20 protein-coding genes are annotated in these 21,905 nt (G+C 49.8%); 16 read left to right on the top strand and 4 right to left on the bottom strand.

Annotation, left to right across the window (positions count from 1 at the left end):
• The first annotated feature begins 2 nt into the window (after positions 1-2).
• From crcB to ACJJJB_RS07285, 4 genes are all read left to right on the top strand, one after another.
• Positions 3-377, top strand: coding sequence for a fluoride efflux transporter CrcB (gene crcB / locus ACJJJB_RS07270; protein ID WP_444945103.1), 375 nt, complete (start codon positions 3-5; stop codon positions 375-377).
• 56 nt (positions 378-433) lie between these two features.
• A complete protein-coding gene (gene serS / locus ACJJJB_RS07275) occupies positions 434-1,717 on the top strand; it encodes a serine--tRNA ligase (RefSeq protein WP_282950714.1) in 1,284 nt (427 codons plus the stop codon).
• A gap of 91 nt (positions 1,718-1,808) precedes the next feature.
• Complete coding sequence (gene cysG, locus ACJJJB_RS07280) at positions 1,809-3,194, top strand: siroheme synthase CysG (protein ID WP_020415272.1); 1,386 nt, start codon at positions 1,809-1,811, stop codon at positions 3,192-3,194.
• Between the two features lie 92 nt (positions 3,195-3,286).
• Complete coding sequence (locus ACJJJB_RS07285; protein ID WP_020415273.1) at positions 3,287-3,550, top strand: hypothetical protein; 264 nt, start codon at positions 3,287-3,289, stop codon at positions 3,548-3,550.
• Positions 3,551-3,584: 34 nt separating this feature from the next.
• On the opposite strand, the gene ACJJJB_RS07290 is transcribed toward ACJJJB_RS07285, so the two are convergent.
• A complete protein-coding gene (locus ACJJJB_RS07290) occupies positions 3,585-5,942 on the bottom strand; it encodes a penicillin acylase family protein (RefSeq protein ID WP_445365958.1) in 2,358 nt (785 codons plus the stop codon).
• 294 nt (positions 5,943-6,236) lie between these two features.
• On the opposite strand from ACJJJB_RS07290, the gene ACJJJB_RS07295 reads away from it, so the two are divergent.
• The 4 genes from ACJJJB_RS07295 (at position 6,237) to ACJJJB_RS07310 (ending at position 11,728) form a co-directional block, all read left to right on the top strand.
• Positions 6,237-8,789: a TonB-dependent receptor gene (locus ACJJJB_RS07295; protein WP_020415275.1), complete on the top strand. Its 2,553-nt coding sequence runs from the start codon at positions 6,237-6,239 to the stop codon at positions 8,787-8,789.
• A gap of 188 nt (positions 8,790-8,977) precedes the next feature.
• The gene (egtB, locus tag ACJJJB_RS07300) at positions 8,978-10,261 is read left to right on the top strand and encodes an ergothioneine biosynthesis protein EgtB (RefSeq protein ID WP_353375351.1); all 1,284 of its coding nucleotides are present in this window, start codon (positions 8,978-8,980) and stop codon (positions 10,259-10,261) included.
• Positions 10,262-10,263: 2 nt separating this feature from the next.
• Positions 10,264-11,232, top strand: coding sequence for an L-histidine N(alpha)-methyltransferase (gene egtD, locus ACJJJB_RS07305; protein ID WP_445365959.1), 969 nt, complete (start codon positions 10,264-10,266; stop codon positions 11,230-11,232).
• Positions 11,216-11,728, top strand: coding sequence for a DUF411 domain-containing protein (locus ACJJJB_RS07310; protein ID WP_444945099.1), 513 nt, complete (start codon positions 11,216-11,218; stop codon positions 11,726-11,728). The genes egtD and ACJJJB_RS07310 overlap by 17 nt, the downstream gene beginning before the upstream one ends.
• 74 nt (positions 11,729-11,802) lie before the next feature.
• On the opposite strand, the gene ACJJJB_RS07315 is transcribed toward ACJJJB_RS07310, so the two are convergent.
• Positions 11,803-13,047: an SLC13 family permease gene (locus tag ACJJJB_RS07315; protein ID WP_353375353.1), complete on the bottom strand. Its 1,245-nt coding sequence runs from the start codon at positions 13,045-13,047 to the stop codon at positions 11,803-11,805.
• 114 nt (positions 13,048-13,161) lie between these two features.
• Between ACJJJB_RS07315 and ACJJJB_RS07320 the strand changes: the two genes are divergently transcribed.
• Both ACJJJB_RS07320 and ACJJJB_RS07325 read left to right on the top strand, forming a co-directional pair.
• Complete coding sequence (locus ACJJJB_RS07320) at positions 13,162-13,617, top strand: hypothetical protein (RefSeq protein WP_444945098.1); 456 nt, start codon at positions 13,162-13,164, stop codon at positions 13,615-13,617.
• 293 nt (positions 13,618-13,910) lie between these two features.
• Positions 13,911-14,900 carry a hydrolase gene (locus ACJJJB_RS07325; RefSeq protein ID WP_444945097.1) on the top strand — a complete coding sequence of 330 codons (990 nt, stop codon included), beginning with the start codon at positions 13,911-13,913 and terminating at the stop codon, positions 14,898-14,900.
• A 73-nt stretch (positions 14,901-14,973) separates the two neighbouring features.
• Here ACJJJB_RS07325 and ACJJJB_RS07330 read toward each other — a convergent pair whose 3' ends face one another.
• The gene (locus ACJJJB_RS07330; RefSeq protein WP_445365960.1) at positions 14,974-16,020 is read right to left on the bottom strand and encodes a methyltransferase domain-containing protein; all 1,047 of its coding nucleotides are present in this window, start codon (positions 16,018-16,020) and stop codon (positions 14,974-14,976) included.
• Positions 16,021-16,254: 234 nt separating this feature from the next.
• Between ACJJJB_RS07330 and ACJJJB_RS07335 the strand changes: the two genes are divergently transcribed.
• The 3 genes from ACJJJB_RS07335 (at position 16,255) to ACJJJB_RS07345 (ending at position 17,425) form a co-directional block, all read left to right on the top strand.
• A complete protein-coding gene (locus ACJJJB_RS07335) occupies positions 16,255-16,875 on the top strand; it encodes an RNA polymerase factor sigma-70 (RefSeq protein WP_020415282.1) in 621 nt (206 codons plus the stop codon).
• Between the two features lie 4 nt (positions 16,876-16,879).
• Positions 16,880-17,074 (top strand): zf-HC2 domain-containing protein, encoded by a 195-nt coding sequence (locus tag ACJJJB_RS07340; protein ID WP_020415283.1) that lies wholly within the window; start codon positions 16,880-16,882, stop codon positions 17,072-17,074.
• A gap of 174 nt (positions 17,075-17,248) precedes the next feature.
• Positions 17,249-17,425, top strand: a complete 177-nt coding sequence (locus ACJJJB_RS07345) for a hypothetical protein (RefSeq protein WP_020415284.1) — start codon at positions 17,249-17,251, stop codon at positions 17,423-17,425.
• Positions 17,426-17,605: 180 nt separating this feature from the next.
• On the opposite strand, the gene ACJJJB_RS07350 is transcribed toward ACJJJB_RS07345, so the two are convergent.
• Positions 17,606-18,526: a DUF2092 domain-containing protein gene (locus ACJJJB_RS07350; protein ID WP_444946905.1), complete on the bottom strand. Its 921-nt coding sequence runs from the start codon at positions 18,524-18,526 to the stop codon at positions 17,606-17,608.
• Between the two features lie 267 nt (positions 18,527-18,793).
• On the opposite strand from ACJJJB_RS07350, the gene ACJJJB_RS07355 reads away from it, so the two are divergent.
• The 3 genes from ACJJJB_RS07355 (at position 18,794) to ACJJJB_RS07365 (ending at position 21,892) form a co-directional block, all read left to right on the top strand.
• Complete coding sequence (locus ACJJJB_RS07355) at positions 18,794-19,216, top strand: hypothetical protein (protein WP_445365961.1); 423 nt, start codon at positions 18,794-18,796, stop codon at positions 19,214-19,216.
• 76 nt (positions 19,217-19,292) lie between these two features.
• Positions 19,293-20,624 (top strand): TolC family protein, encoded by a 1,332-nt coding sequence (locus ACJJJB_RS07360; RefSeq protein WP_020415287.1) that lies wholly within the window; start codon positions 19,293-19,295, stop codon positions 20,622-20,624.
• A gap of 14 nt (positions 20,625-20,638) precedes the next feature.
• Positions 20,639-21,892: an efflux RND transporter periplasmic adaptor subunit gene (locus ACJJJB_RS07365; RefSeq protein WP_445365962.1), complete on the top strand. Its 1,254-nt coding sequence runs from the start codon at positions 20,639-20,641 to the stop codon at positions 21,890-21,892.
• Positions 21,893-21,905 lie beyond the last annotated feature (13 nt).

Genomic DNA, 21,905 nt, shown 5'->3' on the forward strand with positions numbered 1-21,905 from the left:
TAATGCAGTGGCTGGCTATTGCCGTTGGCGGTGCTCTCGGGGCAATCTTTCGCCACTTGGTTACTATATGGTGCTATCCGGTATTCAACGGTAAATTCCCCCTGGGTACCTTGGTGGTTAACCTTGTCGGTTCATTTTTAATCGGAATTGCCTATATATTGATCACTCACCGTGCAATGCTCGGGGAGGAATGGCGACTCCTGTTAATGACCGGGTTGTTTGGTGCCCTAACTACCTTTTCCACTTTCTCCCTAGAAAGCTTGATACTGTGGCACAATGGCCAGCCATTGGTGGCAATTGGCTATGTTGTCGGCAGCCTGGTGAGTTGTCTGTTAGCCACTGGAGCCGCTGTCGCCTTGGCGACACGCTATTTTTAACCCAAGTTTATTTAATTTTAAGTTGTAGGAGCCTGATAGCAGGCGAACTGGAAACGATGCTCGATCCCAAACTGATTCGCACGGATATGGACCAAGTGGCCGCAGCTCTAAAAAAGCGTGGTGTAGAACTGGATACTGCCAAACTGGAAGCCCTTGAGGAGCGCCGCAAAGAATTGCAGGTGCGCACTGAGAGCTTGCAAAGCGAGCGCAATAGTAAATCGAAAAATATTGGCCGTGCTAAGGCCAATGGTGAAGATATTGCGCCCTTGCTGAAAGAAGTGGAGTCCCTTGGGGGGGAGCTGCAAAATGCCAAGCATGCATTGACTGAGTTACAGGAAGAACTCGATGCGATCCTGTCGGCAATCCCGAACCTGCCAGATGCATCTGTGCCTGAGGGCGAGAACGAAGATGATAACGTTGAGGTTCGTCGCTGGGGGCAGCCACGCGCATTCGGCTTCGAAGTTAAGGATCATGTGGATCTTGGAACCCAGTTGGGTGGCTTAGATTTCGAAATGGCCGCAAAGCTGACAGGCTCACGTTTTGCCGTAATGTCTGGCGAGGTCGCACGTCTGCACCGAGCCTTGGCGCAATTCATGCTGGATACCCATATCGAAGAGCATGGTTACCAGGAAACTAATGTACCGGTAGTTGTGAACAGTGACTCCCTCTACGGTACTTCTCAGCTACCCAAGTTTGAAGAAGACCTGTTCAAGCTTAAAGATGAACGTGGTTTCTACCTGATTCCAACTGCGGAAGTCCCACTAACCAATATGTACAGAGATCATATTGTTGAGGATGCAGAAACCCTGCCGCACAAACTGGTTGCTCACACGACTTGTTTTCGGTCTGAAGCAGGCTCCCACGGTCGTGACACCCGCGGCATGATTCGCCAGCACCAGTTTGAAAAAGTGGAACTGGTTTGGGTAACACGTCCGGAACAATCTGAAGAGGCTCTGGAAACCCTTACACAGAATGCAGAAACCATTCTGCAAAAACTCAATCTGCCATATCGCACTGTAGTGTTGTGCGGTGGCGATATTGGCTTCGCCGCCCGCAAGACCTACGATATCGAAGTTTGGATACCTTCCCAGGATAAATACCGCGAGATTTCCTCCTGTTCTCTAGTAGGTGATTTTCAGGCCCGCCGTATGAAAGCCCGCTGGCGCAATCCGGAAACTGGTAAACCGGAGCTGGTGCATACCCTGAATGGATCAGGGCTCGCAGTGGGACGAACCCTGATCGCGGTTTTGGAAAACTACCAGCGCGAGGATGGCAGCATTGAGATTCCTGAAGTGCTGCGTCCCTATATGCGCGGCCAGGAAGTTATCTCAGCTTCCTAAGGGCAGTTATCTGAAAGGGTGGGCTTTGTGCTTGCCCTTTTTTGTTGCCGGAACTTATTTTGCTCCGCCTGCTATTTGATGGAATAAAAAGTTGCGCTATTTACCCCTCGCATTTGATGTCAGACAACGCCCCTGCCTAATAGTTGGCGGTGGTTCTATTGCCACCCGTAAAGCGCGTTTGCTCAGTAAAGCTGGTGCGCGCTTGTTAGTGGTTTCCCCAGATATTACCGATGAGCTTCGCCAACTGGTGACAGATTCAGCTGGGGAATGGTTTGAGGCTGGTTATTCTGCTGAATATTTGCAGCGAACAGAACTGGTTGTGGCGGCATCTGACAGTACGGAAGTCAATGCGCAGGTTTCTGCCGATGCGCAGGCCGTACGCTTACCCGTTAATGCAGTGGATGCTCCGGATCTGTGTACTTTCACTTTCCCGGCAATTGTGGAGCGCGGGGATCTATCTATAGGGATCAGCAGCGGAGGAGCTGCCCCGGTCCTGGCACGAAGAATTCGTGCCCAGCTTGAGGCCTTGCTATCGCCGAGTGTCGCGTCCTTGGTGGACTTAGCTTCCCGGATGCGCGCTAAAGTTAAAGCGGCACTGCCAGAAAGCCGGCGTAAGAATTTCTGGGAGTGGGTATTTGCCGGGCCCGTCGCCAGTCGAATGGAAGCAGGCCAGCTGGCAGATGCAGAGAGAGAGCTACTTGAAGCGTTACAAGAGTGGCAAGGCAGCCCCAACCCAGTAGGAGAAGTTTACTTAGTGGGTGGGGGACCAGGAGATCCCGATCTTCTTACTTTTCGTGCATTGCGCCTGATGCAGCAGGCGGATGTTGTACTTTACGATCGTTTAGTATCTCCAGAGGTACTTGAGTTGGTACGTCGGGACGCCGAACGCATTTACGTTGGAAAAAGGAAGGCGTTTCACTCGGTGCCCCAGGATGATATCAACCAGCTACTGGTTGACTTGGCGAGTAAGGGGAAAAAGGTGTTGCGCCTGAAAGGCGGGGACCCCTTTATCTTTGGTCGCGGCGGCGAAGAGATCGATAGGCTGGCTGGAGCGGGAATCCCATTCCAGGTAGTACCGGGTATTACTGCGGCTGCGGGTTGTGCGAGCTATGCGGGTATTCCCTTGACGCATCGAGATCATGCCCAGTCGGTACGATTTGTCACCGGACATTTAAAGGAGGGCAATCTCGACCTGCCTTGGAGTGATTTGGCGTCGCCAGGCCAAACATTGGTTTTCTACATGGGCCTGACAGGGCTGCAGACAATTTGTACCGAGCTGACCCGTCATGGGTTGCCACCTGAAACACCTGCAGCTCTGATTGAAAAGGGGACTACGCGGGCGCAGAGAGTGACTGTGGGAGACCTCTCCACATTGCCAGCGCTGGCAGAAGAAAAAGCTGTGCGCGCCCCAACCCTGACCATTATCGGTGGAGTCGTCAGTTTGCATGAGAAGCTGAACTGGTACCAGCCTGGCTGAGAAAGTAGCCTGGAAGACCTGCGTGGGTTAGGGTCCAGCTGAGTTTGGCACAGAACCTATACTGAGAGTAATTTTTCAGTGGGGTTTGTGGCATGCTGCTGGCGATCCTTTGCTTTTATTGCACTAATATTGTGCGCTTTTTCCTTCCGCAACAGCGGGAGTTTCCATTAGTTGATCCAGCTGACTACTATTCCCGCCGTTACACTTATCATTACCGGCAAAAGAAAGAGTTGGTGAAATGGCTGTGGATAGGGGTTTCACTGGTGATGCTATGTTTCCCACTATTGCCTTTGGTGCTTGGGCTCAGCTTCTTCACCCTTTTCCTGTCTTTTGCCATTCTCGATGAAACGGCGTGACACCCCTGTAAGAGGTGTCCTTGCAATTTTTACTTTAGTGAAGTGTGAGCTTGTAGTGGGTTTCCTGTTCAATCAGGGGGGAAGGGTTTCCCTCTACCCAGTCACGATGTCCGCTGTCGAAAAATGGGGAGAGGGGATGGCCACTCTGCCCGGTTGCCATATGGAATATTCCCAAGTCCTCACGTCCAGGTGAAATCACCATGCGCTCAGATGCCCCATGAGTGGGCGACTGGAACCGGGGCATATGTGTATCCCCCGCCAGTGCATCGCTGGGCATTGCAGCAAACCAGTTTATGGCAGGGATAGCTCTTGCAAGTGGGTGGCGAATAGTAGCCGTATTTTGAGCGCCCCAGGTTTGCTGCTGTAAAGGGCTTCCTGTTGCAGCCATTTTATCCAAGACCTGGTTCAGTGCTGCGAGTTTGAGGGCTGTCCAGGATTCAAAATCTGGATTAAGCAATTGCTGTGGTTCCTGCTGAGCCAGTGCCCAGATAGGATACTCAAATTGTCTTTTTAATTGGCCAAAAGAAAACTTGGGGTCAAACTTGCGCATGTAGGCCAGGATAGGAGCAGTGCTAAGTTCCATAAATTTAAGGCGGTAATTGCGCACAATTCGGTAGCCCACTGAATCGGCACTGGCGCGAGCGCCCCAATCCTGAACCTGCTGGTAAACTTCGCTATAGCCCTCCTGATTTTTTAAAAAACCAGCCAGGTGCTCTTGCCACCGTTGCAGGAATATAGCGCGGTCATCGAGTTGGATATTTAGTAAGCTTTGTTCGTCGAACTGCTCAAGAGCGAGCAACCCATCGCGAATTTGCTGCTGGCGGGCACCGAGGGCATAGCCGTGGTCACCCATCAATTTCAACCAGTCTCCGTCGGTTGTGCGGGCATTGGCGGTCCAGATACGGTGAGTGGGTGGATTGTAAATGCGTGGCTGCTCTTCGGTTGAAAGGTATCCATTCCAGTAGGCCTCTCCATCAGCCCAGCTGACTGAGCGACTACCATCAAAGCCAACACGACGGGGGATAGCCCCAGCCACAGTCCAGCCGATATTGCCATCCCGGTCACCGACAACAAAATTCTGGTGGGGAATGCCAATTTCTGGTCCAAGATCCAGAGCCTGTTGTGTGGTGGTGGCTGACTCAATGCGCAACAGGTTCATGTTGCCACCTCGAATATCATGGGCTATCCAGCGGTAGGCCAGCGGGACTCCACGATAGTTTTGGCCGATGACCGGCCCCCAGATTGTTTTGCGGACCTCTAGTGTCTCATCCTCTTTACCCTTAATTGCAATAGTTTCTTTCTCGAAGGTGAAGTCCCGCCAGCCATCCGGGGTTCGATATTTGGTAGCGCCCTCATTTAACTCCAGTGGGATAAGATCGCCCCAGTCACCGCCGGTATTGGTGAACCCCCAGGCTACCGCACCGTTACTGCCAGCCACAATAATTGGGCCGCCGGGTAGGGTGACGCCGCGTATTTTTCTATCGCTCCTGGGAATATTCCAACCGGCGCGATACCAGATGTTCGGAACACTTAACCCTAGATGCATATCATTGGCTAAGATGGCACTGCCATGCTCAGTCAATGTTCCACCAACTACCCAATTGTTACTGCCGTAAACTTTATCGTCGCTCTCCATCTCCTGATAAACAATAAGATCGTCCGCTTTCAGCAGTGTAGATATGGGGGTTTGGGGAACAGGGATCTCAGCTTCATTTGGGCCGAAAAGAGGGGCATCCCAAGTCCCGCCTGCAGGGAAAAAGAAAGCGTATAGGTCTTCAGGCAGGAGTTCGGCTAGCGCAGTATCGCGACGTTCAAAATTTCCTTCCTCACTTTGTAACGTCAAGTACATACTGTAAGTTGCCAGCAAGCTGTCGGCGGCATTCCAAGGGCGGGGTTCTTGTCCCAGTAATAAATACTCCCAAGGTTTTGCTCCGAGTTGAGTCAAGCCGAAATTGACCCCTTGTACATAGTGATCGAGCAACTCACGTTGATCAGAGGGCATGACAGCAATATTTCGCTCTGCCCGCTTGCGAAATTGGTGCCTTCTCACCTTTTTATCTTTTTTCAAGGCGGCTTGGCCCAGTAACTCGGATAGTTCACCTGCGGAGTTGCGGCGCAACAAGTCCATCTGGAAAAAGCGCTCCTGTGCATGCAGAAAACCCAGGGCGAAGGCGGAGCTGTTTCGGTCCTTGGACTGAATCATGACCACCCCTTGGGCATCGCGCTGGATTACGACGGGCTCCTCAAGTGAGCCAGTTTCAATTTCGCCACTCAGAATTGGCAGGCTTGATCGCCACCAGGCCCAAATGGAAACTGCAGCCAGAACAAAAATGACTGCCAAAATAATTGGTAAGCGGAACTTCCAGCTTTTTAGATAGGACGTGCGCGCCATAATTCTTCCTGCAAAATATTATTTTATTGGGTCTTGGCCATATCGGGTTAGATTACCATTCGACTTGTGCGAGTTACTACAGAACACACATTGGTAACTTTTCGTGACGTTACTTTGTACACAATTTCCCACATTAACCTGTCTTTTCGCACATTCCTTCGCAAAACTGACCAGTCACCAGAAAAAGGTCATATCGGGGTTTTAAATCCGAAAATGCGATCGTAAGATGGCGTGGAATAACAAAAATAATAAACCGAGATCATCACGCTGTATAACAATAAACGCGAGGACGCGATGATGCACGATGTTGGTAGAACCGCAAAAACCCGTCAATTTAATCTATCTATCCTCTCTGGAGCCGTTGCCTTCATTACCGCTGTCAGTGGTAATGTGCAGGCTGCTGAAATTGAAGAGGTAGTAGTTACTGCCCAGAAGCGCGCGGAAAATCTACAGGAAGTTCCAATCGCGATTACCGCTTTTACTGGAGATAATATAAAAGAGTCAGGTGTCAAAAATCTGACTGACCTGGGGAGATATACGCCAGGCGTTGAAATGCACAATGATACTGCGCTGCAGCCTACTTACAGTGTGCGTGGCATCCAAACCAATGACTGGACCGTGGGATCAGATCCCGCTGTTGCTGTTTATGTGGACGGAGTTTATACCGGTCGTGGAGCTGGTGCCGAAATCCCCCTAACCGATATCGAGAGGGTTGAAGTACTTAAAGGGCCACAGGGTACTTTATTTGGTCGCAATGCAACCGGCGGTGCGATCCATATCATCACCACTAAGCCGCAGGCAGATGACTCCACACAATTGAGTCTCACTGCAGGTAATTATGGGCGCCAGTCATCGGACTTACTGGTGAACCGCCAATTTACAGATAATCTGTATGGGCGCTTTTCTGCGTCGACCAATCGCCGAGATCCTTTTGCAGACAACTTAGCTGGCGGCTTCTCCGTAGGTGACCAGGATACCCAGACCTACCGGGCTTCTGTGTTATGGGAGCCTACTCAAGATACTGAAGTGTTGTGGCGTGCTGACTATGGCGTGATGGATCAGGGCAGTGCTTTACGTACGACTATAGTGCCCAGTCTACAGGGTGAAACAGACGTATTTGGCGATTTTGCCCTGGATACACCAACTATTGAGGATCGTGACTCTTTTGGTACCTCGCTGACAGTCACAAGCGATTTCGACAACTTCACTTTTACTTCGATCACAGCATATCGTGAATTCGATGCGCACCTCCAGCAGGACGAAGACGGCACTGCAAACCCGGATTATATGTTTGGCTCGGCCAATACGGACGATCAGAGCCAGTTCTCCCAGGAATTCAGGTTGAATGGAGCCACAGACAACATTAAGTGGACTTTGGGTGCTTCTTATTCCCAGGAGGAGGTAGACCATACAACTTATGCTTACTTCACCACCGGTTCAGTAGAATCCTTTGCTGTGTATGAGGGCGTTAAGGCCGCTTATCCTGACCTCACTCAAACAGAGCAAGAGGATATGGCGGTTATTACACGTCAACTTCTTCAGCAAGCTGGGCGTGAAGGTGTTGCCAGTGCCACTTTTGTGTATGACTTGATGCTCCAAACTGGGCAAGTAGATGCTCTACTTGCCGCCCTAGGAGCACCGAGTACGGTAACGGGAAGTATGCTGCAGGCTGATGCCGTAGTGGCGCAAATGATGGCTGGCTTTCAGCCTTGGGTTGCTTCAGATACGCCATGGAATGAGAGTGTTCGTAACACCGGGGATTATCGCTCAAGTGCCATATATGGAGATATGACTTGGAGTATCACCGACAAAATGGACCTTACGGTAGGTGCACGTTATACCTACGATCAAAAGGATTTCACGATTGAAACAGCCTATGGCAACAGTATTCCACTGTCACTTTCTGGTGGGCCAGTGCCCCTAGTCGATGGTGATGGAAATGTTATCGATGTAATCACGTTCCCAGAAATAGACCTGGGGTCTCAGCTATTTGGTATCGCCTTCTTTAATAATGGCCAGCCAGTTCTAGACTCCAAGTTGAGTGATAGCTGGAGTGATATTTCCGGTCGTATCGTGCTGGATTATCGTTGGACTGAGGAGATGATGACCTATATCTCTCTGGCTGATGGCTTTAAGGCCGGTGGGTTTAACAGCCTCAATTTTGGACCGGGCGTTGAACCCTCTTTTGATCAGGAGGATGTTGTTAACCTGGAGGTGGGTCTTAAGAGCAGCCTGTTTGACAATCGGGTACGCCTGAATGCTTCACTGTATAGCTATGAATACAAAAACTTACAGGAACTGGACCTGGTAGGCACCCCGATTCCCAGTTATAACCTGAGGAACTCCGATGCGGAGGGTACAGGTGCTGAGATAGAAGTGCAGTGGGCTGCGACAGACAACCTGTTCATTGCCGGTAATTACTCTTACTTGGATACCGAATTCACTGATTATCAAATCATCGAGGCTATTGGTGAAACGGAAGAAGACTCAAAAGTGGGTCAGGCAAGGGTTTCCACTCCAGAGAATAAATTTAATCTAATGGCAGAGTACACCGTAAACCTTGCCAGCGGAGGAGAATTTATTTTCCGTGGTGATTACAACTGGACCGATGAGCGGATTGGTTCGATTACTGATCGCACTCGTATCGTTGATGATTACCAGTTGTTTAACTTGCGAGCCGCCTGGAATAGTGCTTCGGATAATTATTCTGTAGCTCTCTGGGTACAGAACCTTACCGATGAGGAGATTGCCGGTGGCTATGGCGGCACAGGTGCGGCCATTGGCGCCAGTCCAGCGTGGCGATTTATGCCGAGAATGTATGGGGCTGATTTCACTGCACGATTTTAATTGAATATTTAATGTTAACATGATGAGAGTGCGGGCCGGTTTTACCGGCCCTTTTTTTGCATAGTTCTGTTTCTGTAAACAAACTGGCGTGATTTCATTCATGTAGGCCTGCAAGCTCGTGGGAATACACCTAAAACTGCGTATGATGATTTCAATAGAACAGAAATGTGGTGTAACCGATTATTGATATGGCAATTTTTGCAGGCGAAGTATCTTTAGAAGAAGTACAGCAGCAAATTCTTACAGCATATCGAAGAGTTCGGGGGGAGACAGAGCGTCTTGCTGAGCCTTTGTCCGCTGAGGATATGCAGCTCCAATCCATGCCGGATGCCAGCCCTACAAAGTGGCATTTGGCCCATACCAGTTGGTTTTTTGAGACCTTTGTGCTTAATTCCCGCCTACCGGGATACAGGACTTTCGATCAACACTTTCATCATCTTTTTAACTCCTATTACAACAGCTTGGGAACACCATTCACGCGATCGCAGCGCGGCTTGATTTCCCGTCCGGATATTGATCGAGTTTACGCCTATCGCAAGTCTGTAGATACTGGGATTGAGAAGCTGTTAAAAGATTCCCCGTGCTCATCAAACTTGGCGTCACTCATAGCTCTGGGCCTCAATCATGAGCAGCAGCATCAGGAGCTTTTACTAACAGATATTAAGCACGCTCTGTCGCTGAACCCTTTGGCTCCTGCTTATAGTGATGGGATACCGGAAGAGGAATCTGCAACTGCTGAGCCACTGCGCTGGTTGGAGATTCCAGGTGGCTGCTATGGCATTGGTAGTGAGGGTGAGGACTTTTTCTTTGATAACGAGGGTCCTGCCCATCAGCAGCTTGTACAGGAATTTTCCATAGCATCCCGCCTGGTAACTAATGGAGAATACCTCGCATTTATTGAAGATGGTGGTTATCAGCAACATCGCTTGTGGTTGTCGGACGGCTGGGCTTTGGTTCAACAAAATCAGCACAGACATCCTTTGTATTGGAGGGAAACTGAGAACGGTTGGCAACAGTTTAGCTTACACGGATTACAGCCGTTGAATGAGGCAGAGCCTGTACATCATTTGTCGTTCTATGAGGCTGATGCTTTTGCCACATGGGCCGGTAAGCGCCTACCCACGGAATTTGAGTGGGAGGCTGCTGCTTGTCACTTGCGCCAGCTTGATCAACTGGCTACTGCCAATCTGCTGGAAAAACGCTTCCTCAAACCTCTGCCTGCCCGTCGAGGGCAAACCCAATTCCTGGGGGATCTATGGGAGTGGACTTCCAGCTCCTACCTGCCGTATCACGGTTTTAAGGCTCGTGAAGATGCTGTAGGTGAATATAACGGCAAGTTTATGTGTAATCAGAAAGTTCTTCGAGGCGGTTCATTTGCTACGCCATCGGATCATATCAGAATCAGCTATAGAAATTTCTTTTATCCACATCAAGCGTGGCAATTTACCGGGGTCCGTTTAGCAGGAGACTAAATGTGAAAGCAGCCTTATCGTCCGTTCCAGAAAAGCAGCAACAGGATAGCGAATTTCTCAGGGATGTTCTGGAGGGGTTGGGAGGAAAAAGAAAAACATTGCCCTGTAAGTATTTGTATGACGAAGTAGGCTCTCGCCTTTTCGAGGACATCTGTGAGGTTTCGGATTATTACCTGACCCGTACAGAGGCAAGTATATTTGCCACTAATCTTAAGGATATAGCCGATAAAATTGGACCTGAAGCGCTGCTAATCGAACCCGGTGCAGGTAATTGTGAAAAAATCGAAGCACTACTTGCTCAATTGGAATCCCCAAAAGGTTACTACCCGATTGATATATCCCCAGAGATACTTCTAAATGCTGAGCGTAGAATCAAGGCGAATCAACCCGAGATGCAAGTCTGGAGTGCGGTTGGTGATTTCACTCAGCCGGATGTATGGGACCAGTTAACCCAGCTTCCCTCTCGCAAGAGAGTCGTCTTCTTCCCTGGGTCAACAATTGGAAACTTCGAGCCGGATAAGGCTGAGCAGCTACTGGAACTATTTGCTGCGAACTTAGGAGCCGGTGATGGGTTGCTTATTGGTACTGATTTGGTCAAGGATTCGGTGAGGCTTGAGCGAGCCTACCATGACAGCGAACATGTTACCGAGAGGTTCAATAAAAACCTTCTAAATCGTATCAATACAGAGCTTGAGGCAGATTTTGACCTTTCCCTGTTTGCCCACCGTGCTTTCTACCACCAACTTCGCAAACGGGTTGAAATGCACTTAGTTAGCCTGAAGGATCACAGTGTATCAGTAGCTGGAACGCGTGTGGACTTTTCCGAGGGGGAAACAATACATACGGAAAATAGCCACAAGTATTCCATCAGTGATTTTAACCAGCTGCTTGCCAGGGGTGGATTCAGGCCAATCTGTCACTGGAAAGATGCTGCTGCATCTTATGCGATTCACTATGCCCAGGCCATTTAACGTTCTGGTAAAGGTTTTTTCATTATTTGTAGTAACAGCCCTCTTTGTCAGTGCTGCTATCGCTGAGCAGGACGATGATAAAATCATCGTCTATAAGCATCCGCTCTGCTTTTGCTGCAAAAAGTGGGTTAGCCATCTGAGAGAGAATCAATTGCAGGCATCATCTGTCTTCAAAGTAGATATGCAAGCAGTAAAAAAGCAATGGGGAGTACCCAAAGGTATGGAGGGGTGTCATACGGCTGTGTGGCAAGGGCGGTATGTATTCGAGGGGCATGTGCCCGCGCAATTCATACAAAAGTTCCTGACATCGCCCCCTAAAGATAGTGTTGGCCTGATGGTGCCGGGGATGCCGATAGGCAGCCCCGGTATGGAAGCCAAAGATAAATTTGAGCCTTACAACATCTACTTGTTGTTGCAAGATGGGGATTACCGGCTCTATGCGCGCATAGAGGACCCGAGAGCTATTCAGTTAATGGATAGTAAACCTGCAGAATAAATGTCTAGATGTTTTTCCTTGGTTGTTTAAAGCCTTTCCAGATATTTAATATAATTATTTTATTGCAGCTTACTTTATTTGGATGCGTACCATAGAATCCAAAAATAGCTAATCAGTACACTGGAAATGCTCACCGGCAGCATTAAGAAGAAGAACTGCCAAAAGTTAAATGCCTTGATGCCAAATTTCTCAGCCTGTTGCAGCACAATAACATTACTTGCGGCACTGATGATAAATAGATTGCCAGCTACAGTGGAAATTGCAGAAAGTATCATTAGTGTTTGGGTTTCATGTTTGTGCAATAAATTGAGGTATATCTCAACTACAGGTACATTGGAAAACAATTGGCTGGCAAAAAAGCTAACAAAAGCAACAGTTTCTGGTTCAGCCAGATTGATGCCGCTTTCTTTAAGGAAAAACTGTAGTGACCCTGATTTTAAAAGAGAGCCTGTAACCACAAACATCGAAATAAAGAAGAAGAGGGTGGGCCAGTCGACTTCGCGTAAGATTTGCCGTCTTTTCCTGCTGGTTATGTAAATAGGTAGGCATGCAGCCAATCCGACCTGGCCTATAGTAGGGTGGTAAATGCCTTCCACATTATGCAGTACACTTCCCAAAACAATAAATACTAATAGCAGCACAGCAGATAATAGAGCGGGCCACTTTTGAGTGATCTTATTCTCCTCCCGGTACTCCCTGCTTGCCTCATAGTTGGCGATATCACTGGTTCTAAGAAAGCGTTTAAGCCATAGCATAGAGGTTAGCAGGGTTATAGCTGCAGGGATCAATATCCATTGGGCAAAGACAATAAACATATTATCGAAATTACCCGCACCGGCAATCAATATATTTTGTGGATTTCCTACTGGCGAGATCATACTGCCAATCGTTACCGTAGCACATAGAATAATAAGCAGTGGAATCAACCCCCAGTTCATATTGCGTGCCAGCATAATTGCAATAGGAACACCGATCACTGCGGCTGCGTCGTTAGTGAGTATTGCTGCACATATCGCCATGGTGATGACATAAGCTGCTAGCACCATATTGGGACTCTGAAAAGACAGGATACGCTTGCTGATTTGGGTGGATATTCCCGTGTCGTACAAAGCGGAGGCAATTGAAAAAACTGAAAACAGGTAAAGAATAAGATCCCAATCTATGGCAAAAAAAGCTTCCCGTAGGGTGATTTGCCGCATCAATAGCAGTGCTACAGCGCCAAGGGTCATGATATGCCAAATGCGAATAATAGATGGAAGCCACTGACGTGCGGCAATCAATAGAAAAATGATTGCTGAGACAAAGAGGCTTATCGACATGAGTACGGGTCCGGGCTTAGCCCCTTATAGTTGCTACGCTGGAGTCGATACTCGCCATTTTCGACAGTTCCAAAGCACCAGTCCAGGCGAAAGATTTATAAATAAGACTTAATTATGAGTTTAAACAAACCTCTTCTCTTTACGAATTTCTTCGCAGGAGATGTGGTTGCTGGTTATTTGCTTTCTGCCATACATTGGAAGGCTGGTGAAACAGGTATTGTCCTAGAGATAGGCGGGATTACCATTGTACTTCTACAAACACCTGCTGGTGCTTTTATTGATAGCACTCGTTTCAAGTATGGACTGGTTGCTAGTTGCGGCATAATTATTACTGCTGTGTCAGTTTTAATTGTCATGCTGATCAGCCGTAAACCGATTATTTACACGTCCCAGATTTTGATGGGAGTCGCGATAGCTTTTGTTGCGCGCTCAACTGTGGCGATTACTTTGGAGGTTTGCACAGAAAAGACATTTGCCCTGCAAACCAGGCGGCCAATCATGATGGTAATATTTGCGCTGCTGCAACTGCAGCTGTATAGGCATCGCCGCTGGCGCAGCTATTTTTTGTAATTTTTGTTCCAGAAACCATGCGCAAATCAGCTAAGTGCTAGTGGGTGAATGACAGCCTTAACCTCATAGATTGTCTCAATGGTAGCCGAGTCTTGACGCGCAACACCACTCCTCAAGCAGTCGTCGGTAGTTATATACTGAAAGTACCCGTATAACCTTTGTACGATACCCAAGGCGCTCAAGGCCTGATCTGATGTCGGAGGCGGTGAATTCCCGCCAGGGCCAGGGTTAGCCACTATGGATAGTGAGTTAAAAGTGTGTGGGGGATTCATTCCGCCAGTTGGACCTGATGTATGACTGAAAAGTTTACGCCTGCAACAGGCCTTGGGAACTGCCACCTTCAAACTGTATTTGGCCGCCTGCACCGGCCTTCCCCGTGGATTAATACCAGCCGTCGCTGGTATGAAACCCCTGATGGCGACTGCCTCGCTATGCACTATCCTCGTCCACTGGTGGATGATCCAGATCTTCCTTTGGTTCTGATACTCCACGGCTTGGAGGGGTCAGTAGCCTCTCCTTATGTGCAGGGGCTGATGCAATCTTTGTTGGAGCGGCACTACCAGGTAGCGGTAATGCACTTTCGCGGTTGTGGAGGTATTCCTAATCGATTGCCTCGAGCCTATCACAGTGGTGATAGTGAAGATCCTCGTTGGATGGTAGAGCAGCTGAGAGGGCAGTTGCCATCTACCCCGATTCTTGTGGTCGGTTATTCACTTGGTGGTAATGTGTTGCTGAAGATGCTGGGGGAGGACGGTATCTGCAGTCCGGTGATAGGTGCAGTAGCTGTATCTTCCCCAATGGATCTACATGCGTGTAGCCGCAGAATCAACACTGGCCTATCCAAGCTTTACCAGCGGCACTTGCTCAGTTGTCTGCGCCTCACTCTTAAGCAAAAGGCGGAAGACCCTGGTATGGCAGCTGCTTTACCGAATTTGGACGATGCTACTTACTTTGTAAACTTTCGCCGGTTTGACAATACATTTACCGCACCCCTGCATGGCTTCCGTGATGTCGATGACTATTACACCCGAGCTTCCAGCAAACGGCTGCTCAAAGAAATTCGGGTGCCAACAATGATTATTAATGCTGTAGACGACCCATTTGTGTGTCCGACTGCAATCCCACAGCAGGGTGAAGTCAGTGCGATGGTCAATCTTGAAATCAGTGAGCACGGTGGGCATGTAGGGTTTGTCGGGGGGACACTATGGAATCCGAATTATTGGCTGGAGCAAAAAATTCCCGCCTTTTTGGACTCTGCCCTAGGGCGTGGCAGATCTGGCTAAGGTTGCCGGCCCCCTATTCATTTTTAGATGTTTAGGAATACCGGCCAAATTCGGATTAGCGAATTAAGTACCCCTAGCAGCATTGTCCCTTGTTTTCGTTGCTTTGCAGCGCACGAGTAGAAAATGGCATCTCACGGCCACAGCCGGGAAATAGGCCGAAATGTTGGGAAAAGTCGCCAATATACTCAAAGTGGGGTGCCATTCGCGTCTCTGCCAGCATTCTCCATGTATTTCCACAGACAGGGAAAACGCGGCCTTTCTCAATCACGTGATGCCCATCCAAGATAAATTCGTGTGGGCAACTTGGGATGGTGCCTTTGTATACAACTGCTTGGCCATAGTCTTCACAATCCTTTTCCAGCTGTGCCAGCTTGAACAGACGGTAGGTTGCGGAATAAAAGCGCACAGAACCACAGCGTGCGGAGAGGGTCGTATTTGTAACCTCCAGCGGGCGGCTTTCCATCAAGCGACTATCGCGAAATCCACTGCTTTTTGCCAGTTCCAGGAAGTCATTCCAGTAGAGGGCGCCACCGAGACACTCTCCCACTAGCTCGGGATCGGTGCGCAGGGTGTCTGGTACACGGCGGTCTGCGTAGACGTCGGAAAAATAAAACTCCCCGCCATCCTTGAGTAGCCGGTGGAGGCCGCACAGTACGGCTCCTTTATCAGTGGACAGGTTCACAACACAGTTCGACACAATCACATCAAAACTGCCGGGCTCCAGATTAAGGTTTTCTAACTGCTCAATGTAACCATGCAGGAAGGTGACGTTGTCATAGCCAAATTTCTCCGAGTGGTAACTCTGGTGTTCGCGGGCAATTTGTAGTTGCTCATCAGTCATATCGACACCGACTACTTCGCCGCTTGGTCCAACCAATTGAGATAGTAGGTAGACATCGCGGCCGGAACCGCAGCCCAGGTCCAGCACCCGGCATCCCTCCAGCAGGGGTGGGCACACAAGCCCACAACCGTAATAGCGCGATAGGACCTCCGGGTGAATATTGGCCAGTAAAGGCTTCAACCACTCCGGGACAGTGCTGGCATCGCAGCAGGCATCAGTCTTCAAGTCCGATGAGCTTTTCAGTTGACGTCCGTAGTAGTCCTGTACAATGTCGTGCATCGGATTTTTACCTTTCGCAGAGTTGTTTTCCTATATGGCACCAAAGCGCCTTCGCTGGGATCTTTTTACCTGTGTAAGAAGTCTGTAACAAGTGCAGGATTCGCGCGACCAAGTATTAGTAACTGGCAAATGGTTAAAGTTGCCTTTTGATGTCAGTGGGAGCTGGTTGTTAGATAATCTCTGCTTTTTGGTTAATATCCCCAGTTTCCGCGTTGACATTATGAGGGAACGTAATTGAGCGATTACCTTGTCCCGGGCGCCTCCACAGAAGAAGGTGCTGAAGACTCCCTGCAAAATTCACAGTTTCTTGTGGATTTGCGCCAGCAAATGCTTCGTTTTGCCAGTTTGCAGCTGCAGGATACCCAGCTAGCTGAAGATGCTGTACAGGAGGCCCTGATGGGGGCCCTGAAAAACTCTCGCAGTTTTAATGGCCGTTCAGCACTCAAGACCTGGGTTTTTGCCATCTTGAAAAACAAGATCGCCGATGTACTACGCCAGCGTCAGCGCTTTGTGGATGCAGACCAGCTTGTACACGGCGACAGGGAGGAACATGATCATGATGAGTTATTCGATCAGACAGGTCACTGGCAGAAGGATGAGCGCCCCAAGAAGTGGGCTGATCCCGAGTCGGCGATTCACGATAAGCATTTCTGGCGAATCTTTGAAGCCTGCCTTAATTACCTGCCATCCCGCCAGGCCCAGCTATTTATGATGCGCGAGTTCATAGAGCTGGAAAGCCACGAGATTTGTGCCGCTGCCGAAGTGTCGGTGAGCAACTTGAATGTGACATTGCACCGAGCGCGCCTGCGCTTGCGTGAATGTCTGGAAGATCACTGGTTTGGCGTGGAGGGGTGAGCTGATGAAATCGTGCCGGGAAGCTACACGCCTGATGTCCGAATCCCAGGAGCGAAACCTGAATTTACGCGAGCAGGCGAGCCTAAAATTACACTTGGCAATGTGTACGCCTTGCAGGAATTTTGGCAAGCAAATGCAAGTTCTTCGTCGTATTAGCAAATCTTATGCTGAAGGCGGGCCGGAGAAATCGGAAGATTAGCCCCACCATATATTTATGGTGGGGCCCTTCCAAACTACCTGACAATTGCCCGCCTTGGGGGGGGTACATGTCGGTAGGCAATATGACCAGCCACAAAATGGGGCTGATACCAGTAGGCCCCGCAGTGCTCATAGGTCACAATACCAATTGTCACCCTTACACAGCTGGGTGGTAATGTGTACAGCCAACCGCCTACTCCAACCGCAGTCACACCCCAATATGCCGGCCCTGGGTAGGGCCAGTGACGTGGCCGCCAGGGTGGAGGATAGGGCCGGTGATGAGGGTGTATCGGTCGTACTGGGTGAAATGGTGGATGATTGGGAAACCTGCGCTCAAATTCCCCGGCCCTGAAATCGCCGTGAAAACGACCTTCAGGCATTGGTCTAAAGGTATTGAAATGCCCACCTACATTAAAATGAGCCCCAGCCCCACCAAAGTGACCGCGCGCCTCTGCGGGGGTGCTGAGTGCCGACATGAACAACCCGCCCGATAGGAGTAGCAGTGCCGCCAGCCTCGCAAAGTTAACACTGATCATTGTGCACCCTCCATTTGCTTATTTGGCTCCGCCTTCTTCAGTGGGATCTTCTTAAGTTTCTCCGTAGCTGGCTTGTACTTGCCTGTTGCCCCTGGCTTGGCCTCCATCCACTTTAAAGTGGCGAGGAAGCGGGGCTTGGATGGGTCCCGGGTATTCACTGTGGAGATACGCAGGGGTAGAGGCTGATCTCCAACCCTTATCCAGATTTCCCAGTCGAGGTTCTCCGACCGAAAAGCCCAGTGTTTGGTGCGCTGGCCATTTACCATAGGTGAGTTCACCAGAAATCCCTCTTTGATTCCGGCCCAGGCATCTGGCTTGCGTCCCCACTCAAGTAAATCGGCGAATGGTATTTCAATGCCGTAGTCCTTGGCTGCCTGGGTGAGCACCTCCGGTGTCGGTTGGGAGGCCTCTATTTCGGCAAAATAGCCATTACGAGGAGCCAGCATCGTGAACTTATTGTCGCTATGGAAGAATTGACGGGTTATTGAATCGGTGGTCAGGTCGACACGTAACTGATCGGGAGGTGTCGCCATATACATGACTTTACCGCCAATTAAGAGCTTCTGCTTATTATCCAGTACCACTTCAGTGAATATGCGGGCATTGAACATCAGCGTTTTCATACTTGCCAGGTATTTCCCCATTTGCTGTAAAGCCTCCATGGCCTTGGGGTCAATCGATTGGTTGGACTCGGCACTCTCCATTTGATTGGTTGGTGTCTGTGGCGAGTCTTTCTGACCTGGTGGCGGAGAGGGCTTGGGCACCGAGCCATTGGGTTCGGTTGTTTGGCTCTGGCTCTCTGCAGTTTCTGATGGCGGGGGGGGAGAGGGCTGGGCGGTTGCGGCAGGAACAGATATTACCAGCACTGCAAGGATCAGGGCACGAGTTAGGCCACCTAAAGGTTTCGGAGCGAGCATTTACCGGTACCTCTCAAGTCATACTCATGGCATTTAAATCAGTGTAGAGGACTTACCGGGTGGCGCAGAAAGGTGTGCTATGAGGCTGACAGGTGCAGGAGTAGCAGTGGCCTAATTTGAAAAAACGTACCAGTCAGTTTGATGGACAGCTTTAATAAAGTGACCCATTAGGCATTTTATCCTTAAAAATGAATAGCTTGGGACGAGCCTATTTGAGCTATCCTGACTTGTTTGCTAGAGTCGAGCGTAAGATTATCCAGTTTCTTTATGTCCATGAATGTTGTTCGACTGTCTTTTTTGCTGATTGCACTGCTGGTCTTCCAGACCGCAGGTGCTTTCTATGACAGTCACGATGAACTCCAGGATATCGCCAGTCACCTGCCTCTTCATCATGATGTGGACCATGAAGAGGCCTCAGGGAAGATTCCATTTCCCAGTGCTCCAAGCAACCCCGCTCTTGATAGAGATACCCTGGTATCTCAAGTTGGGGAAGAGCCTGACCAATCTGCTCCGCTGCTGGATTTTTGTAATCACTGTTGCCACTGCCATGGGAGCTCTATCACCGGGCTACTTGGCCAGGCATTCCAATCAATTTTAACGGGCAGTATCACATACCGGGAGTTGGCAAGCGCCGCGGTTCCCAGTGGTTACTTCTCACCTTTACTACGCCCACCTATAACCCAAGTCTGACCTTTCTATTGCTGCGCGAGTAAAGAGAGTCGAAAGACCCAACTCGCGTGTACGAGATGTGACTTGGGAGATATCCATGGATTTGTTTCACACGCTCATTGCGAGTGTGGTTTGTCGCCGTGCCGCCTGGCCATTGGCGGTGGCGATATTGTGTTTACCTACGCAGTCAGTATTTGCGCAGAAGGGGGAGTTGCTGACACTACCAAATGCGGTTGGGCTTACGCTCGCGCAGAACCCAGAACTTGCAATTTTTCCATTACAAAAAAGAGGGCTGGACGGTGCCGGGCAGACCGCAGCCCTAAAACCGGAGATGGAGCTGGGTGTCGAGACTGAGTACAAGCACTTCAATAACGGTGACTCGGATAATGCTCCAGATCCGGAAGACGATGCTGATAATGAGTTTGAACTGACGGTAACTCTCTCTTCTGTTGTGGAGCTGGGGAATAAGCGGCAGGCTCGAATAGATGTTGTCAATGCGCAGCGGGACCTGCTCATCGCTGATGAGCAGGCGATGGCCTTAGATCTGCTGGCGGAAGTTATCCGCCGCTATGCCCAGGTATTGGCTGCTCAGGAACTGGTGGTCTTGGCGGAGGAGAAAGTCTCGCTTGCACGTGAGGCATTGAGTGCCGTTAGTGCGCGGGTCAGCGCTGCGGCCAGTCCTGTGTCAGAGCGAATGCGTGCGGAGTCCTCCCTGGAAAAAGCCATCCTCGCCGAACAGACCGATCAAAGTATGTTGGTGTATTACAAACATGCACTCTCGGCGCTATGGGGGCAGCCGGCCCAGAACTATTGGGTGGATTCCGCCGAGCTTTATCGCTTTGAGTCGGGTGCCAGTTTTGAAGTGTTGTATGAAAGAGCCCAGGAAAACCCTGCGATTGCGCGCTTTGCCTCTGAAGAGCGTTTGCAGGCTTCAAGGCTACGGTTGACCCAGGCTAATTCAAGGCCGGATGTTGGTTGGTATGCTGGCCTTCGTGTGAATCCGGCAGTGAACGAAACTGCTGTCCTGGCAGGCTTCAACGTTCCACTTTTAACAGCCAAGCGCAACCGCGGTGCCGAACTAGAGGCAGTGGCAGAGCTAGATCAAGTCATGCTGCGCCGTGAGGCTGCCCTGTTGCAGCTCTATCCTCAGCTTTTTCTTGCCGTGACCAGCCGTGAACAGGCTCTCGGCACTGTCTCCACATTGCAGGACTTTATTATTCCCAAACTTCGCCAGGCTTTGAATGAAGTGGATCGCGCTTACCGTCGCGGTAGGGATTCTTATGTAGACCTTATTTCCGCAAGAGAAGAATTGCTAAATGCCAAGCGTGCGCGAATTGAAGCAGCGCGATCTGTACTTCTTTTTGGCGCAGAGATCGAACAATTGACCGCCAGGCCCCTGGGGCCCATGGGCGCCGATAGCAGTAAATAATTTTGGATTGAGAAATGAGTAAATCAACTTATGTGATTCGGTTGGCAATACTATTCTTTTCCCTCATTTTTTCGGGGGTTTGGCTGGTATCCCAATGCTATGCAAGCGGCAGTCATGGTGATAGCCATGGAGGACACGAAGAGCACGAAGAAGCAAAAGGCCCAAACGGAGGCCGATTATTAGAAAAGGGCGATCTCACAGTAGAGCTCCTGATTTACGAAAGCGGTGTTCATCCGGAATTCCGTGCTTGGGTTACCCGTAATGGTAACTCTCTGGAAAATGCCAGCCTTTTCGTTGAGCTGGAAAGGCTTGGCGGCCAAGTGGATCAAATCTCTTTTAGCTGGGACTCCGGCACAGCGTTCTATCGTGGTGAGGGTATGGTAAAAGAACCGCACTCTTTCGATGTTTTAGTTTCTGTTTTCCTCAATGGTGAGCGTACCGAGTGGAAATATGAATCCCATGAAGGCCGCGTACAGATCTCTGAGCAAATAGCAAAAAAGGCTGGTATTAAAACCGCAGTTGCTGGTCCAGGCTCTATTAAAGAAAGCGTCACCTTATATGGTAAAACTGCGATTGATCATCGTAGCCTAAGCCATGTGCGGGCCCGCTATCCGGGAACCGTAATTACCATAAAAAAAGCGCTTGGTGACTTGGTAGAGAAAGGGGAAGAACTCGCTACTATCGAATCCAATGATAGCTTACAAACTTATCCATTGGTTGCACCGATTAGTGGCCAGATTATCGACAAGCAGGCCAGCCGCGGTGAATTCAGTGGTGAGCGAGTGCTGTTTACCATAGCAAACTATGATCAACTGTGGGCCGAGCTCCAGGTGTTTCCCACTCGTCGCGGCCAGATTAGCCGTGGCCAGAAAGTTTCCATTACTGCTGGTGACCGCACTTTCGAGTCAACGATTACCAGTCTTGCTCCCGGTGGTAATGGCCAGCCCTTCGCGATTGCAAGGGCAGTGATTGAAAACTCAAATGATCTCTGGACAACAGATCTGATGGTGCAGGGGCAAGTTGTAACCAGTGAAAATCCTGTGCCTCTAGTGGTTGAAAACCAGGCCTTGCAGCCTTTGCGCAATTGGACAGTGGTATTTGTCAAAGTAGGGCAAGCCTACGAAGTTCGTCCGCTCAAGCTTGGACGTACGGATGGCAAGGTGACAGAGGTGCTGAGTGGCCTCAATGTGGGTGATCGCTATGTCACGGAGAACAGCTACCTGATTAAAGCGGATATCGAAAAATCCGGTGCTGCGCATAACCACTAATTGAGGCGAGAAG

This window comes from Microbulbifer variabilis, from assembly GCF_052468405.1.